The organism is Bradyrhizobium liaoningense (assembly GCF_018130785.1).
GTDB classification, from domain to species: Bacteria; Pseudomonadota; Alphaproteobacteria; order Rhizobiales; family Xanthobacteraceae; genus Bradyrhizobium; species Bradyrhizobium liaoningense_A.
On the sequence record NZ_JAFCJT010000020.1, the window covers coordinates 59,193 to 74,172 of the forward strand.

15 protein-coding genes are annotated in these 14,980 nt (G+C 64.6%); 9 read left to right on the plus strand and 6 right to left on the minus strand.

The annotated features are described in order from the left end of the window. The first annotated feature begins 333 nt into the window (after positions 1-333). The 4 genes from JQ627_RS29460 (at position 334) to JQ627_RS29475 (ending at position 3,828) form a co-directional block, all read left to right on the plus strand. Positions 334-1,383 carry an aromatic ring-hydroxylating dioxygenase subunit alpha gene (locus tag JQ627_RS29460; RefSeq protein ID WP_212487879.1) on the plus strand — a complete coding sequence of 350 codons (1,050 nt, stop codon included), beginning with the start codon at positions 334-336 and terminating at the stop codon, positions 1,381-1,383. A gap of 5 nt (positions 1,384-1,388) precedes the next feature. Then, the gene (locus tag JQ627_RS29465; RefSeq protein WP_212487880.1) at positions 1,389-2,150 is read left to right on the plus strand and encodes a GntR family transcriptional regulator; all 762 of its coding nucleotides are present in this window, start codon (positions 1,389-1,391) and stop codon (positions 2,148-2,150) included. 10 nt (positions 2,151-2,160) lie between these two features. Continuing rightward, entirely contained in the window at positions 2,161-3,141 is a 981-nt protein-coding gene (locus JQ627_RS29470; RefSeq protein WP_212487881.1) for a PDR/VanB family oxidoreductase, read from the plus strand. Positions 3,142-3,384: 243 nt separating this feature from the next. Continuing rightward, on the plus strand, positions 3,385-3,828 hold the full coding sequence (locus JQ627_RS29475) for a DoxX family protein (RefSeq protein WP_014497487.1): 444 nt from the start codon (positions 3,385-3,387) through the stop codon (positions 3,826-3,828). A gap of 6 nt (positions 3,829-3,834) precedes the next feature. Here JQ627_RS29475 and JQ627_RS29480 read toward each other — a convergent pair whose 3' ends face one another. The 3 genes from JQ627_RS29480 to JQ627_RS29490 form a co-directional block, all read right to left on the minus strand. After that, positions 3,835-3,984, minus strand: coding sequence for a hypothetical protein (locus JQ627_RS29480; RefSeq protein ID WP_167541712.1), 150 nt, complete (start codon positions 3,982-3,984; stop codon positions 3,835-3,837). 290 nt (positions 3,985-4,274) lie between these two features. Then, positions 4,275-6,236: a bifunctional diguanylate cyclase/phosphodiesterase gene (locus tag JQ627_RS29485; protein ID WP_212487882.1), complete on the minus strand. Its 1,962-nt coding sequence runs from the start codon at positions 6,234-6,236 to the stop codon at positions 4,275-4,277. Between the two features lie 315 nt (positions 6,237-6,551). Beyond that, positions 6,552-6,917, minus strand: a complete 366-nt coding sequence (locus JQ627_RS29490; RefSeq protein ID WP_212487883.1) for a nuclear transport factor 2 family protein — start codon at positions 6,915-6,917, stop codon at positions 6,552-6,554. A 100-nt stretch (positions 6,918-7,017) separates the two neighbouring features. Between JQ627_RS29490 and JQ627_RS29495 the strand changes: the two genes are divergently transcribed. The 3 genes from JQ627_RS29495 to hemC all read left to right on the plus strand — a co-directional run bounded on the left by JQ627_RS29495 (position 7,018) and on the right by hemC (position 10,350). Then, a complete protein-coding gene (locus JQ627_RS29495) occupies positions 7,018-7,608 on the plus strand; it encodes a TetR/AcrR family transcriptional regulator (RefSeq protein ID WP_212487884.1) in 591 nt (196 codons plus the stop codon). Positions 7,609-7,662: 54 nt separating this feature from the next. Continuing rightward, positions 7,663-9,288: a GMC family oxidoreductase gene (locus tag JQ627_RS29500; protein ID WP_212487885.1), complete on the plus strand. Its 1,626-nt coding sequence runs from the start codon at positions 7,663-7,665 to the stop codon at positions 9,286-9,288. An 81-nt stretch (positions 9,289-9,369) separates the two neighbouring features. Continuing rightward, a complete protein-coding gene (gene hemC, locus JQ627_RS29505) occupies positions 9,370-10,350 on the plus strand; it encodes a hydroxymethylbilane synthase (RefSeq protein ID WP_212487886.1) in 981 nt (326 codons plus the stop codon). 118 nt (positions 10,351-10,468) lie between these two features. Here hemC and hemE read toward each other — a convergent pair whose 3' ends face one another. Then, positions 10,469-11,503: a uroporphyrinogen decarboxylase gene (hemE, locus tag JQ627_RS29510; protein ID WP_212487887.1), complete on the minus strand. Its 1,035-nt coding sequence runs from the start codon at positions 11,501-11,503 to the stop codon at positions 10,469-10,471. Positions 11,504-11,613: 110 nt separating this feature from the next. Here hemE and JQ627_RS29515 point away from each other — a divergent pair, with 110 nt between their 5' ends. Together JQ627_RS29515 and JQ627_RS29520 are read left to right on the plus strand one after the other, a co-directional pair. After that, complete coding sequence (locus tag JQ627_RS29515) at positions 11,614-11,829, plus strand: hypothetical protein (protein ID WP_212487888.1); 216 nt, start codon at positions 11,614-11,616, stop codon at positions 11,827-11,829. Between the two features lie 182 nt (positions 11,830-12,011). After that, a complete protein-coding gene (locus JQ627_RS29520; protein ID WP_212487889.1) occupies positions 12,012-13,916 on the plus strand; it encodes a diguanylate cyclase domain-containing protein in 1,905 nt (634 codons plus the stop codon). A gap of 6 nt (positions 13,917-13,922) precedes the next feature. Here the strand turns inward: JQ627_RS29520 and JQ627_RS29525 are convergent, their stop codons facing one another. Continuing rightward, positions 13,923-14,141 carry a SlyX family protein gene (locus JQ627_RS29525; protein WP_212487890.1) on the minus strand — a complete coding sequence of 73 codons (219 nt, stop codon included), beginning with the start codon at positions 14,139-14,141 and terminating at the stop codon, positions 13,923-13,925. After that, positions 14,131-14,898, minus strand: coding sequence for a rhodanese-related sulfurtransferase (locus JQ627_RS29530; protein WP_212487891.1), 768 nt, complete (start codon positions 14,896-14,898; stop codon positions 14,131-14,133). The genes JQ627_RS29525 and JQ627_RS29530 overlap by 11 nt, the downstream gene beginning before the upstream one ends. Positions 14,899-14,980 lie beyond the last annotated feature (82 nt).

Sequence of the window (14,980 nt, forward strand, 5' to 3'; positions counted from 1 at the left end):
CAACGCGGCGGCGCTCTTACCCTCCCCTGGAGGGGGAGGATCGATCGCGCGAAGCGTGAGCGGGGTGGGGTTATCTCTCCTCTCGGGCACTGCCCGTGTAGAGAGGTCACCCCACCCCGCTACGCATTGCGCTGCGCTTCATGCGTAGCGACCCTCCCTCTCCAGGGGAGGGTACGAGGGCGCCGATGCAGTCATCGCAGAAATCAGATTTGGCATTTTTGTATACATCATCACGCAAGTAGGTATTATAGTAGGCCATTTTATGGGCTTGAACGATTCTATCCCTCCGCTATTGTATACATAACGTATTCATAAGCCTTGGGAGTGAGACCGGTGACAAAACCCTTCCCCATGAACGCCTGGTACGCGGCCGCCTGGGACGCCGACGTCAAGCCGGCGCTGTTGCCGCGGACGATCTGCGGCAAGCATGTCGTGATGTACCGCAAGGCCGACGGTTCGGTGGCTGCGCTGGAGGATGCCTGCTGGCACCGTCTGGTGCCGCTGTCGAAGGGCCGGCTCGAAGGCGACACCGTCGTCTGCGGCTATCACGGCCTGAAATACAATTCGCAGGGCCGCTGCACGTTCATGCCGTCGCAGGAGACCATCAATCCGTCGGCCTGCGTCCGTTCCTATCCCGTGGTCGAGCGTCATCGCTACATCTGGCTCTGGATGGGCGATCCTGCGCTCGCCGATCCCGCACTCGTCCCTGACATGCACTGGAATCACGACCCGGCCTGGGCCGGCGATGGCAAGACCATCCACGTCAATTGCGACTACCGCCTCGTGCTCGACAATCTCATGGACCTCACCCACGAGACCTTCGTGCACGGCTCCTCCATCGGCAACGATGCGGTCGCCGAGGCGCCGTTCGACGTCACCCATGGCGAGAAGACGGTGACGGTGACGCGCTGGATGCGCGGCATCGAGGCACCGCCGTTCTGGGCCAAGCAGCTCGGCAAGTCCGGGCTCGTCGACCGCTGGCAGATCATCCGCTTCGAAGCCCCGTGCACGATCGCGATCGATGTCGGCGTGGCGCCGGCAGGCACCGGCGCGCCGGAAGGCGACCGCTCGCAGGGCGTCAACGGTTTCGTGCTCAACACCATCACGCCGGAGACCGAGAAGACCTGCCACTATTTCTGGGCGTTCGTCCGCAATTATCAGATCGGCGAGCAGCGCATCACCACCGAGATCCGCGAGGGCGTCTCCGGCATCTTCCACGAGGACGAGCTGATCCTCGAGGCGCAGCAGCGCGCGATGGACGAGAACCCCGATCGTATCTTCTACAACCTCAACATCGACGCCGGTGCGATGTGGACGCGCAAGCTGATCGACAGGATGGTGGCGAAGGAAAGCGCGCCGCAGCAGCTTCAGGCCGCGGAGTAGGCCAGGTGAAAGCAGCGCCCGAGCGAGAGGTCGACCGCTCCGTCTCGCAGACCGTGAAGGCGCAGCTCGCGCTGCGCGACCAGATCCTGTCGGGTAGCTTACGGCCCGGCGAGCGCATCTCCGAGCTCCAGGCGGTGGAGACGACCGGCGCCTCGCGCACCCCGGTGCGCATGGCGCTGGTGCGGCTGGAGGAGGAGGGCCTGCTGGAGGCGATTCCCTCCGGCGGCTTCATGGTGAAGGCGTTTTCCGAACGCGACATCTCCGATTCCATCGAGCTGCGCGGCACGCTCGAAGGGCTCGCCGCGCGCTTCGCCGCCGAGCGCGGTGTTTCCGCGCGCGAGCTCGAGCCGCTCAAGGAATGTCTCGCTGCGATCGACGAGCTCTTGCGCCAGGTGCCGATCTCGGTCGATGCCTTCTCCTCCTATGTCACGCTGAACGCACGCTTCCACGCACTGCTCACCGAATTGTCGCGCAGCCCGCCGCTGATCCGGCAGATCGACCGCGCTTCGGCGCTGCCGTTCGCCTCGCCAAGCGGCTTCGTGATGGCGCAATCGGCGCTGCCCGAGGCGCAGCAGATTCTGATCATCGGGCAGGAGCACCATCGCGTCGTGATCGACGCCATCGAGAACCGCGAAGGCGCCCGCGCCGAAGCGATCATGCGCGAGCACGCGCGCCTCGCGGTGCGAAACTTGCGGCTTGCGTTGCGCAACCGCACCCATCTCGACCTCTTGCCGGCGCTCGCGCTGATCAAGGCCGCAACCGATTAGGGCAATTGCCATGCGCTTCATCGAAACCTGGATTCCGGCAACGCTCGTCGCGATGCGCGATCTTGCGCCGGGCATCCGCGAATTCCTGATCCTGCCGGATCAGTTCGACGGCACAGCCTATCCGGTCGGTAGTCACATCAATGTCAGCGTGACCATCGACGGCCTGCCGGAGACGCGATCCTATTCGCTGGTCGGCGAGGCGTCCTCGCGCGGTTTCAGGATCGCGGTGCGCCGCGCCGATGATTCCCGCGGCGGCTCGCGCTATATGTGGCAGCTCGCGCCGGGCGCCCGGCTCGACATCACCCGGCCGGCTTCGCTGCTCGCGGTCGACTGGGCCCGCGAAAACTATTGCCTGATCGCCGGCGGCATCGGTATCACGCCGATCCTTGGCGCCGCACAGGCGCTGGCGCGTCGCGGCGCTGATGTCACGCTGCATTATGCCGTGCGCTCGCGCACCGATGCCGCCTATCTCGACGATCTCGCCAGAATGCTCGGTGAGCGCCTGGTCGTTCACGCGAGCGACGAGGGCCGGCGGCTCGACCTCGATGCGCTGTTCGAATCATTGCCGCGAGGTGCGCTGGCGCTGTTCTGCGGCCCGATGCGGATGCTGGATGCCGCGCGCCACGCCTGGATCGGCGCCGGCCATCCGCTTCCCGATCTCCGCTATGAGACCTTCGGCTCCAGCGGTACGCTGCCGACCGAGACGTTTCACGTGCGCCTGAAGGGGACCGATGTCGAGCTTGAAATCCCGCGTGAGCGCTCGATGCTTGATGTGCTCAACGCCAGCGGGCACGACGTGATGTACGACTGCAAGCGCGGCGAATGCGGCCTGTGCGCCATCGACGTGGTCGAGGTCGACGGCGAGATCGATCATCGCGATGTCTTCTTCAGCGATCACCAGAAGCAAAGCAACCAGAAGATCTGCGCCTGCGTCTCCCGCGCCCGCGGCACCATCACCGTGGACACGCTGCTGCGGGCGGATGCGGTCTGACCGGGCCTGGAAGGCGTACTCGGAAAAACGCGATCAGCCTGAGCGCATGCGCATCCGCTCTCCTCTAGGGAGCGGATAGGTGCAGTCGTCCTGGCGAGGCAGCTAAGGGCGGTGACACGCGGGCTTCGTTGCTGCGTCAATGGGCCGGCAAGAGCGCTTCGTGCGGTCCACCAATCATGATAGGATTGCTCTCGCAATAAAAGTGTTCAGCCGGTCTTTGACAGCAAGGGTGGAGATTCTGCCATGAAATCCAATTCTGTCTCGCTGGCAGTCGATGCGTTCGCCACAGGGCGAGCTGACGCGCTGATTTTGATCGGCCGCATTCTCCTCGCGTGGGTATTCGTCGGAAGTGCGTATGGAGCAATATCCAACTTCAGCGGCTCTGTGGGTTATTTCAGGTCCCTGAACCTTCCAGCACCTGAGCTGTTCACGATGACGACCATCGTGCTGGAAGTATTGATATCCGTTGGTTTGATATTGGGCGTCGGTACGCGCTACTGCGCAATCCTGACGTTTATGTTCGTATTGGCGGCAACGGCCATTGCGCACCGCTATTGGGAGTATCCCGCGGGTGCGCAGCAGATCGGTCAATACAACCACTTCTTGAAGAATGTCTCGATCATGGGAGGCGCGATGTTGATCTTCGTCACCGGGGCGGGCCGGTTCAGTTTCGATCGAGCATCGTAGCCGGCATCACTTCAAGTCGGGCTTGAAAGCTTCCTCTATCGCGCGGCGGATGCTCTTCGAGTGCTGTTTCAGGGTCTTGCTCACGAGGGCGAAGAGAAGCATCAACCATGTCGCAAGCGCGGCACACCACAATACGACTTCCAATATCTCAGGCATGATGATGCCCCTTGAAAATATCTACTCTGAAATGCGGCAAGTGTTGCTTAATGGGGCCGACACGGCAAGCCGTCCTTAGAGTGGTAGCGCGCCGAAACACTCGGAAAAGCGCTCTCAAAAAGGCGGGCAGCCTTAGGTCAGGGAGGCAGACCCATGGCCGCGAAGACTGGCGCGGGACGCAGAACCTGCCCGGCAATGATCATTTGCAAAGGGCGGCTTGAGGAAATCCTGCCTTGCGCGAGTCTGCTTCACCGCTGGAAGCGGACCCCCTCACATTTGCGAGTATTGCCTTACGCCGCGTAGGTCGCCCGCAGCTTCTTCGTGTTCAGCAGTGCCAGAACGCCATCGGCCGACACCGGCCGGCTGATCAGATAGCCCTGCGCTTCGTCGCAACCGAACTGGCGCAGAAATTCGAGCTGGTCGACGGTTTCGACGCCTTCGGCAACCACGCCGATGCGCAGGTCGCGCGCCAGCGAGATCACAGATTTCACGATTGCGGCGCAGTCGGGCTGCACCAGCATGTCGCGGATGAAGGACTGGTCGATCTTGATACGGCTGAACGGCAGCTTGCGCAGATAGGTCAGCGAGGAAAAGCCGGTGCCGAAATCGTCCAGCGCCACCGTAATGCCGAGCTCGAGCAGCGCGTTCAGGATTGACGCCGCGGAGCCGTATTTCGACAGCAGCATCGATTCCGTGATCTCGATCTCGAGCCGGTGCGGGGCGACCTTCGCGTCCGCGAGCGCCTGCACGATGGTCTGGAGGATGCCGGTGCTGTGAAACTGCGCGGCGGAGAAGTTCACGGCGACCCTGATGTCCTCCGGCCAGTCCGAAAGCGTCGTGCAGGCGCGCCGGATCACCCATTCGCCGATCTCGTGGATCAGCCCGGTCTCCTCGGCGATCGGGATGAATTCGCTCGGCGGCACCAGTCCGCGCCGGGGATGCTGCCAGCGCAGCAGCGCCTCGAAGCCGGTGATGCGGTTCTCGCCGAGATCGAGGAACGGCTGGAACACCAGGAACAGCTCGTCCCTGGCGATGGCGCCTTCGAGGTCCGCTTGCAGCGCCTTGCGATCGCGTGACACCCTGTCGTCGGCTTCCTCGAAGAAGCAGACCGTGCCGGGGCCAGCCTTCTTGGCGCGATACAGCGCGGCGTCGGCGTTCTTCATGATGTCGAGCTGCGTGGTGCCGTCGCGCGGCGCCAGCACGATGCCGACGCTGGTCGCGCCGACGATCTGGCGGCCCTCGATCTGGAACGGTTCGTCGAAGGCCGCGACGAAGCGCTCGGCGATCTCGAGCGCATCCTCCGGCCGCGCCAGATTGGCCATCACCAGCGCGAACTCGTCGCCGCCAATTCGCGCGGCGTGCTCGGCGGCGCGCGTGCAGCGTTGCAGCCGGCTTGCGATCTGGACCAGGAATTCGTCGCCGGCGGGGTGGCCGAACTTGTCGTTGACCTCCTTGAAGCGGTCGAGGTCGAGCAGGAGCACCGCGAATTCCTCGCCGGACAGGGCCATCCGCCGCAGCGCGGCTTCGAGCGTCTCGTTGAAGGCGAAGCGGTTGGGCAACAGCGTGAGGGGATCCTGCCGCACCGTGCGCTCGGCCTCGATCTGCCGGATCACGCGCCGCGCGAACGCGAATGAATTGACGAACACCGCGCGCAGCAGCACGCTGCCGTAAACCACCACCAGGATGGCCATCAGCACATAGGCGGGATCGCCGTCGCGACCGAGGCAGATGGCGATGCCGACGAAGATGGGGCTCGTGAAGGCGATGGCCGCAATCGGGATCGTGGCGAAGGCCAGCGCGCCGCCGGCCAGCATTCCCGAGCAAAGGCAGGTGATGACGAGCTGGCCGCCGGTCGCGGCATTGGCGAAGAAGGCAACCGGGACGATGCCCCAGGCAACGCCGAGCACGAAGGCGTTGCGCACCAGCCGATGCATCGCCCGGCGCGAAACGAATTGCGGCTTTGTGATCCGGCGCGAGGCGTGGGATTGCAGGCCGAATGCAATCGCGGCGCCGGCCACGATCGCGGCCCAGGCCAGTGCAAACTTCCAGTCCGGCGAATGCCAGAGTGCGATGGCGAGCACGGCTGCGTTGCAGGCATTGGCAAGCATGATGCCGACGGAATAGCCGAGCACCAGTGACATCTGATCGGCGCGGATATGTCCGGCGACGGCTTCGTCGGTTGCAGGACCGCCAAAGGCCGACAGATCGCCGGCGAACAGCCGCGCGAAATAGCTGGTCATTTGAGTCCGCATTCCAGGGCCTAGCAGCATGGGGCGTTTGTCCGCCTCGATCAGGAGGATTCGCTGCAAACCTTTGACGAAATATGAATTATCTCCGCAGCCCACGATCGCCGTGGCCACTTCTGCGTGTTCAAGCGAGGGTATCGATAACAAATCGATACAAATGCGGCGCCCCGCGTTACGGTTGTAACGGAAGGAAGAAATGTTCCCGCTGTCATGCGCCGCGACCCGGCTCCGCCAAGGCTTCGCCGGGCCCGCAAGGGGACGCGGCCGGCGAAGCTTTAGCGAAGACGGCAAGACGGGCGATGACACCGGTGTTCGGCGCGGTCACCGCCCGAGTTGCTTCGGATCATAATAGAACCGCTCCTCAATCAGCTGATCGCCCCGCCAGGTCTGCCACGCGATCTCATCCAGCGTTCGGATGACCCCTTCGGCATTGGTGAAGCTGAAGCTCCAGCGGGTCGCGACGTGATCGCCCTCGATCAGGCTCGGCCCGACGCGCATCGCCTTGACCTCCCTGGAGGCCGCCAGCACGCCGCGCTCCTTGGCGACGAGCTTGTCGCGGCCGACCGTCGGGGCGGCGTTGTTCTCATAGGTCGCGGCGTCGGGCGTGTAGTACTGCTCGATCGCTTCGACAAACTCCCCGTTCTCCAGCCGCTTGGCAAAGGCTTCAACGACATCACGGCTTGGCATGGATCACCTCGCGATTAAAACCGACTGATAGTCGGTAAATACCGACCGACAGTCGAAAAGTCAACTGGTAGCCTGCGACGAATTGGACTAGACGAGACCCATGGCGAAGCAGGCGGAGCGGCGGGCGGCGACGACGGAAGCGATCCTGACCGCGGCGCGCCGCCTCTTCGGGACGCAGGGCTTTGCCGCCACCACCATGGACGAGATCGCGGAGGGCGCCGGCATCGCCAAGGGCGCGGTCTATCATCACTTCAAGACCAAGGAGGCGGTGTTCGAAGCGGTGTTCGACCTCGTCTCGCGCGACCTCGTCGTGGAGATCGACAGCGCCGCGCGCGCCGAGAAGGATGTGCTCGCCGCGATGGTTGCCGGCACGCAGCATTACTTCGCGGCAACCGCCAACGGCCCTACCGGCCAGATCATTTTGCGCGACGGCCCGGCCGTGCTCGGCTGGGAACGCTGGCGCGAGATCGACGCGAAGCACTTCGGCGGCAAGCTGCCGCGCGCGATCGCGGCGGCGATGGAGGCCGGCCTGATCGCGCGGCAACCGGTCGAGCCGCTGGCGCGGCTGCTGCTCGGTGCGGTCACGGAGGCCGCGGTCGCCTGCGCCGGGCGCGCGGATATCGCAAGGGCGGGCGCGGAATATGCCCGTGCGTTCAAGTCGCTGGTCGAGGCGCTGCGTCTGCGGGCATGATTATGCTAATCACGCAACTGGAAACGCCCACACCAACAAGAAGAACAGTAGCGCATGAACGCAACTTCCTCCCTCACGCCGTCCGATCCCGAGTTCGACTACATCATCGTCGGCGCCGGCTCCGCCGGCTGCGTGCTCGCCAACAGGTTGTCGGCGAATGGCAAGCACAGCGTGCTGCTGCTCGAGGCCGGTCCGAAGGATTCCAACATCTGGATCCACGTGCCGCTCGGCTACGGAAAGCTGTTCAAGGAGAAGACCGTCAACTGGATGTACCAGACCGAGCCGGAGCCCGAACTGAAGGGGCGCCAGGTTTTCCAGCCGCGCGGCAAGACGCTGGGCGGATCGAGTTCGATCAACGGCCTGCTCTATGTTCGCGGCCAGCACGAGGACTATGATCGCTGGCGTCAGCACGGCAACGCCGGCTGGGGCTATGACGACGTGCTGCCCTATTTCAAGAAGGCCGAGAACCAGGCGCGCGGCGCCGATCAATATCACGGCAGCGGCGGCCCGCTGCCGGTGTCCAACATGGTCGTGACCGATCCGCTGTCGAAGGCGTTCATCGACGCCGCGGTCGAGACCGGTCTGCCCTACAACCCCGATTTCAACGGCGCCACGCAGGAAGGCGTCGGCCTGTTCCAGACGACGACGCGCAACGGCCGCCGCGCCTCGACGTCGGTGGCCTATCTCGGCCCCGCGAAGACGCGCGGCAATCTCAAGGTCGAGACCGAGGCGCTCGGCCAGCGCGTGCTGTTCGAGGGCCGCCGCGCCGTTGGCGTCGAATACCGGCAAGGCGCGCAGTTGCGCCGCGCGCGGGCACGCAGAGAGATCGTGCTGTCGAGCGGTGCCTACAACTCGCCGCAGTTGCTCCAGCTCTCGGGCGTCGGACCCGCCGATCTGCTGCGCAAGCACGGCATCGATGTCGTGCTGGATGCGCAAGGCGTCGGGCACGATCTTCAGGACCACATGCAGGTCCGCATCGTGATGTGCTGCTCGCAGAAGATCACGCTCAACGACACCGTCAATCATCCGCTCCGCCGTACGCTCGCCGGCGCGCGTTATGCGCTGTTCCGGAAAGGCTGGCTGACGATCGCGGCCGGCACGGCGGGCGCGTTCTTCAAGACCAGTCCGCGGCTCGCGTCGCCCGACATCCAGGTGCATTTCCTGCCGTTCTCGACCGACAAGATGGGCGAGAGGCTGCATGATTTTTCCGGTTTCACGGCGTCGGTGTGCCAGCTCCGCCCTGAAAGCCGCGGCACCTTGCGCATCAGGAGCGCGGACCCGACCGTGCCGCCGGAGATCCGCATCAACTACATGTCGACCGAGACCGACCGCACCACCAACGTCGAAGGTCTGAAGATCCTGCGCAGGATATTGAATGCGCCGGCGCTGAAGCCGTTCGTGGTCAACGAGTACGATCCCGGGGCGAAGGTATCCACGGATGCCGAATTGCTCGATTATTGCCGCGAGCGCGGCAGCACCATCTACCATCCGACCTCGACCTGTCGTATGGGCAATGACGCGCTCGCGGTGGTGGACCAGCGGCTGAAGGTGAGGGGGCTCGAAGGCCTTCGCATCGTCGACGGTTCGATCATGCCGGACCTCGTGTCGGGGAATACCAACGCGCCGATCATCATGATCGCCGAAAAGGCCTCCGACATGATATTGGAGGATGCGCGCTAAAGCATGATCCGGAAAAGTGGGGACCGGTTTTCCGACAAGATCATGCTCAAACAAAACTACGCGTCTTGAGAGGGTTTGGACTTGGTTACGCGATTCAAGATCGGCACACGCAAGAGCGCGATGGCGCTGGCCCAGACGGAAGAGATCGCGCGCCGCCTGACCGCCGCCATGCCCGACCTCGATGTCGAGATCGTCAAGTTCGACACCACCGGCGATCTCGACCAAACCAGCAAGCTGTTGCCCCATGGCGGCAAGGGTGGCGCCTTCGTGGCACAGATCCGCGCTGCCGTGCTGTCGGGCGAATTGCAGGCCGCGATGCATTCGCTGAAGGACATGCCGGGCAACGAGGACACGCCCGGCCTCGTCATCGGCGCCACGCTGTCGCGCGATCCGCCCGGCGATGCGCTGGTGCTGCGCGACGGTGTGACGTTGGAGGCGCTGCGCCACTCCCGCGGCAAGGGTTTTAAAATTGGCACCAACGCCGTGCGCCGCGCAGCCTATGCGCGGCGGTTGTTTCCGGAGATCGAGGTCATTCACTTCCGCGGCGCCGCCGACACGCGCGTGCGAAAACTCGACAATGGCGAGATGCAGAAGTTGCCGGATGGCGGCGCGGTGGGGCCCGCCGATGCGCTGATCATGGCCCGCTCGGGCCTCGATCGCGTGGGTCTCTCCAGCCGCATCGCCTACGAATTCACCGCTGCGGAGATGCTGCCTGCGGCAGGGCAGGGCATCGTCGCGGTCGAATGCGCCGCGCAGGACTGGCAGACAAGGCGCATCCTGGCATCGATCGACGATCCCTCTGCGCACGCCTGTGCCGATGCCGAGCGCGAAGTGTTGTGGGTGCTCAACGGCCACTGCAATTCGCCGGTGGCGGGCTTCTCGACCATCGCAGGCAATGAGATGTCGCTGACGGCATCCGTGCTCGATCTCTCCGGCAACACCATCATCGAAGCCTCGCGCGCAGGCCCCGCCAACCGCCCGCGTGAGCTCGGCCGTGCGGTGGGACTGGATCTGCTGACGAAGGGCGCCGCCGAGATCATCGAGCGCAGCCGGCCGCGCTAAATTTTGAGAGCGCAGTACGTGCAGCACCCGTCATTGCGAGCGCAGCGAAGCAATCCAGGCTGTCACCGCGGAGAGATTCTGGATTGCTTCGCTGCGCTCGCAATGACGACGCGGAGCCTTACCCCCGCACGCGCTTCAGCATCTGCTCGACATGGGCGATCGGCGTTTCCGGCTGGATGCCGTGGCCGAGATTGAAGATGAAGCGGCCTTGCGCAAAGTTCGCCAGCACGTTGTCCACCGCGCGGTCGAGCGCGGCACCGCCCGTGATCAGCGCCAGCGGATCGAGATTGCCCTGCACTGCGACCTTACTCTGCACGCGCTCGCGGATGAACGCCGGCTCCGCGGTCCAGTCGATGCTGACCGCGTTGACGCCGGTCGCCTCGACATAACCGGGCAGCTGCGCACCGGCGCCGCGCGGAAAACCGATGATCTTCGCATCGGGCACCTTGGCGCGCACGCCCTCGACGATGCGTCGCGTCGGCTCGACCGACCAGCGCGCGAACTCCACTGGCGGCAGGACGCCGGCCCAGGTGTCGAAGATCTGCAACGCATTGGCGCCGGCCGCGAGTTGCGCCAGCAGATATTCGATCGAGTTCTCCACGAGCACGTCGATGATTTTCGCAAAGGCCTCCGGATGCCGGTAGGCCATCATCCGCGCCGGCGCCTGGTCGGGCGTGCCCTGGCCTGCGACCATGTAGGTTGCGACCGTCCACGGCGCGCCGCAGAAGCCGATCAGCGCGACTTTGGGATCGAGCGCGCCGCGCACGATCTTCAGCGCCTCGAACACCGGCTCGAGCTTGTCGAAGTCGGCGCGCGGCGCCAGCGTCGCGACCTTCGCGGGATCATCCAGCGGTTCGAGCCGCGGACCCTCACCGACCTCGAAGCGCACCGAGCGGCCGAGCGCGTAGGGGATCACCAGAATGTCGGAGAAGATGATCGCCGCATCGAAGCCGAACCTGCGGATCGGTTGCAGCGTGACTTCGGCGGCCAGCTCCGGGTTGAAGCAGAGATCGAGGAAGCCACCCGCCTTGGCGCGCACCTCGCGATATTCCGGCAGGTAGCGGCCGGCCTGCCGCATCATCCACACTGGTGGGATGGCCTGCCGCTGGCCGGAGAGTACGTCGATGAAGGGTTTTGTCGCAGACTGGGGCACGAAACATCCTGATGCAGAATTGAGGTTCCTGATACACCGCCCAAGGCCTGAGCGGAACAGGGGAACCAGCGCAAATGCGCCGCGTTGACCCGCCAATGGAGGAGATATCCATGGCTGAGACATTCAATCCCGCGCCGCATGACAAGCACGCCGCCGATCCGCGCGAAGCGCTCGCCGCCGATCGCCACAGCAAGCTCGACGCCGGTCTGAAAGACACCTTCCCGGCCTCAGATCCCGTGAGCGCCGCGCAGCCAACGCCGTCGAAGGCCGATGCGGATGCCGATAATCCCTCGCTGTGGGACAAGGTTAAGGCGATCTTCAGCTAGCGCGATCTTCAAGGCCCGGTCGCCGGTTTCCGATAGGGTCGCTAACGCATTGTTAGCGATCCAGCGACGCTCCAGTCCGTAGGAGTACGGGAAAACCCGCATAACGCTGCGAATGTCGGCAAGCGTTTCAGGGTTCAATAACAGAAGCGGTGGAATTTCCGGCGATCGGAGATTTCTGCCGCATGAACCTCGCCTCACAAAGAGCCGGATGGAGCCGCCTGTCGTTGCGGGCGGCGGCGTTCGTCGTGCTCACTTGTGCGACCATCCTCGGCGTCAGCGGCTGGCGTGAATGGGCCGCCCGCGATGCCGTGCTCAAGGGCGCCGAGACCGAGATGGCGAACGTCGCCCGCTCGCTGACCCAGCACGCGGAGGACAGCCTCGACCTGCTGGATTCCGGCGTCGTCGGCGTCGTCAGCCGGCTGGAGATGGACGGCACCGATCCCGCCACGATCGCCAAGCTGCGCACGCTCCTGGAGGCGCGCAAGAAGGCGATGGAGCGCGTGCACAGCCTTGCCATCATCGACGACCAGGGCAATTGGCTGACCTCGCCCGGCACCATCAGTTCGACGCTCAGCGACGACGCGTTCTTCCGTCATCACCAGCTTTCACCGAAGCGCGAGCCCTATGTCGGCCGCCCCGTTAAGAGCCTGCTCGACGGCGAATGGGTGGTCACTTTGTCGCGCCGCTTCAACAAGCCGGACGGCAGCTTTGGCGGCGTCGTGCTCGCGGCCATCAGCTCGAAATATCTTTCACACTTCTACGAGCAATTCGAGATCGGCCGTAACAGCTCCGTTGCGCTGATGTATGCCGACGGCCTGATCATCGCGCGCAACCCCGGCAACGACAAATTCGTCGGCCGCAGCGTCGCTGACACCCCGATGTTCCGCGACGCCAACCTGCAAAAATCGGCCGGCGCCTATCACTTCAAATCGCCGCTGGATGGCGCCGAACGCGTCAGTTTCTTCAAGCGCAGCAGCCGCTATCCGCTGGTCTTGCTCGCCACCGTCGACAGGGCCGAGCTGCTGGCACCCTGGCGCGCAGCCGCGATTTCCCGCATGCTCTACGTCCTCGCGCTGGTCATGCTGATCGGGGTGATCGGCGCGGTGCTGGTGCGGCAGTTGCAGCGCGGCCAGCGCATGGCTGCAGCCCTGGTCGAGAAGGAAGCGCATTTCCGCCTGCTCGCCGAAGGCTCCAGCGACATGGTCACGCGTATCGGGCTGGATGAGAAGCTGCGCTATGTTTCTCCGTCGTCGGTCCGCGTCGTCGGCTGGCGCGCCAATCAACTGATCGGAACCCCCGCGCTCGCAGGCATTCATGCGGAGGATCGCCCGCAGGTTCAGGCCATCGTCGATGCCCTGAAGCGCGGCGAGAAGGATGAAGCGCGCATCACCTATCGTAACACGCACCGCACGAATACCGAAGTCTGGCTCGAATCGACCATGCGGGTGACGCGTCAGGAAAACGGCAACGTCGACGGGGTGGTTGCGATCTCGCGCGACATCACCGAGCAGAAGAAGCTGGAGACCAGGCTCGAGACGCTCGCGATCGAGGACAGCCTCACCGGGCTCGCCAACCGCCGCCGCTTCGACGAACGATTGAAGGAGGAATGGGCGCGCGCCTATCGCGACCGCTCCAGCCTCGCTTTGCTGATGATCGACGTCGACCACTTCAAGGCCTACAACGACGAATATGGCCACCCAGCAGGCGATGCCTGTCTGCGCGTGGTGGCGAAGGTCATCGCGGCCGAGATGCAGCGCGCCGGTGATCTGGCTGCACGCTACGGCGGCGAGGAGTTCGCCATGCTGCTGCCGAACACCGATGCCACCGGCTGCGCCCGGATCGGCGAGCGAATCCGCCGCGCAATCCGCGAGGCGAGCCTCGTCCACAGCAGCAATCACGCGTCGGGCCGCGTCACCGCTTCGCTCGGCGGCGCGGTCTGCCGGCCGGCGCTGGAACGCAGCGCCGGGGTGGGCTCGCTCGTCGAGGCTGCCGATCAGGCGCTCTATGCGGCGAAGGAAGGTGGGCGGGACCGCCTGATGATGTCGGTCGAGGTGGCGAGCCTGCTGCCCAAGGCGGTTGGCGAGTAGTATCGCTCAATAATGCGGCGGGCGCTCATTGGTCGCGCCCGGCGCATTCGTTTCGGCTTCCTGCAGCCGCTCGCCGAGCTCTGCGATCTTCCGCGTCAGCGCGTCGATCTGCTTCCACTGCGCGGTGATGGTCTGGTTCAGCGTCTCGATCGTATCGTCCTGATATGCGATGCGCATCTCCAGCGTGTCGATACGCTCGCCCAATGTCTTGACCTCATTCGTCACGGTCGTGCCCCAATTCTTGTTCGCGTAGGCCCCGTTCGCGCAAGCCGTGGCCGAGCGCGACGCGCTCGTCGAACACGAAGCACTCGCCGCGCCAGCGGCTCTGCGCCTCCGGCACCTCTTCCAGATATTTGAGAATACCGCCCTTGAGGTGATAGACCTCGGCAAAGCCGCGCGCGAGCAGATGCGCGCTCGCCTTCTCGCAGCGGATGCCGCCGGTGCAGAACATCGCGATCCTGCGGTGCTTCGCAGGATCGAGTTGCTCGGCGGCAAAATCCTTGAACTGGCCAAAGCTCCTGATGCCGGGATCGACCGCGCCCTCGAACGTGCCCATCGCCACCTCGAAGGCGTTGCGGGTGTCGAGCACCAGCGTGTCAGACGCGGTGATCAGCGCGTTCCATTCGGCGGCTTCGACGTAAGTGCCGACCTGCCGCGTCGGATCGGCGGCCTCGTCGCCGAGCGTGACGATCTCCTTCTTCAGCCGCACCTTGAGCCGGCCGAACGGCATTGCCTCCGCGGTCGAGAACTTCAATTCGAGATTGTTCAGCCGGCCGCCGAAGAGGGCGCCGTGGGCGAGCTCGTGGACGAGGGCGTCGATTGCCTCGGGCGCACCCGCAATCGTGCCGTTGATACCTTCCCGGGCGAGCAGCACGCTGCCCTTGAGCGCGAGGCCTGCGCAGAACGCGCGCAGCGGCTCGCACAGCTCGCGGTAATCGGGCAGGGCGGCGAATTGGTAGAAGGCGGCGACCTTGTGGATCATGGCGGCTCGTTTAGCAGGCGGCCGCCGCCCAGAAAACCCGCATGGCCCCGGACGGCAAAAGCCCTATACGCCCAGCGGATGG

What these genes read in the sequence shown, in the direction of transcription:
- JQ627_RS29520 (WP_212487889.1), top strand. Translation starts at nt 12,012, where the DNA reads ATGAACCTCGCCTCACAAAGAGCCGGATGGAGCCGCCTGTCGTTGCGG.
- JQ627_RS29480 (WP_167541712.1), bottom strand. Translation starts at nt 3,984, where the DNA reads ATGCCTGAGATATTGGAAGTCGTATTGTGGTGTGCCGCGCTTGCGACA.
- JQ627_RS29490 (WP_212487883.1), bottom strand. Translation starts at nt 6,917, where the DNA reads ATGCCAAGCCGTGATGTCGTTGAAGCCTTTGCCAAGCGGCTGGAGAAC.
- JQ627_RS29515 (WP_212487888.1), top strand. Translation starts at nt 11,614, where the DNA reads ATGGCTGAGACATTCAATCCCGCGCCGCATGACAAGCACGCCGCCGAT.
- JQ627_RS29530 (WP_212487891.1), bottom strand. Translation starts at nt 14,898, where the DNA reads ATGATCCACAAGGTCGCCGCCTTCTACCAATTCGCCGCCCTGCCCGAT.
- JQ627_RS29475 (WP_014497487.1), top strand. Translation starts at nt 3,385, where the DNA reads ATGAAATCCAATTCTGTCTCGCTGGCAGTCGATGCGTTCGCCACAGGG.
- JQ627_RS29495 (WP_212487884.1), top strand. Translation starts at nt 7,018, where the DNA reads ATGGCGAAGCAGGCGGAGCGGCGGGCGGCGACGACGGAAGCGATCCTG.
- JQ627_RS29470 (WP_212487881.1), top strand. Translation starts at nt 2,161, where the DNA reads ATGCGCTTCATCGAAACCTGGATTCCGGCAACGCTCGTCGCGATGCGC.
- JQ627_RS29485 (WP_212487882.1), bottom strand. Translation starts at nt 6,236, where the DNA reads ATGCGGACTCAAATGACCAGCTATTTCGCGCGGCTGTTCGCCGGCGAT.
- JQ627_RS29500 (WP_212487885.1), top strand. Translation starts at nt 7,663, where the DNA reads ATGAACGCAACTTCCTCCCTCACGCCGTCCGATCCCGAGTTCGACTAC.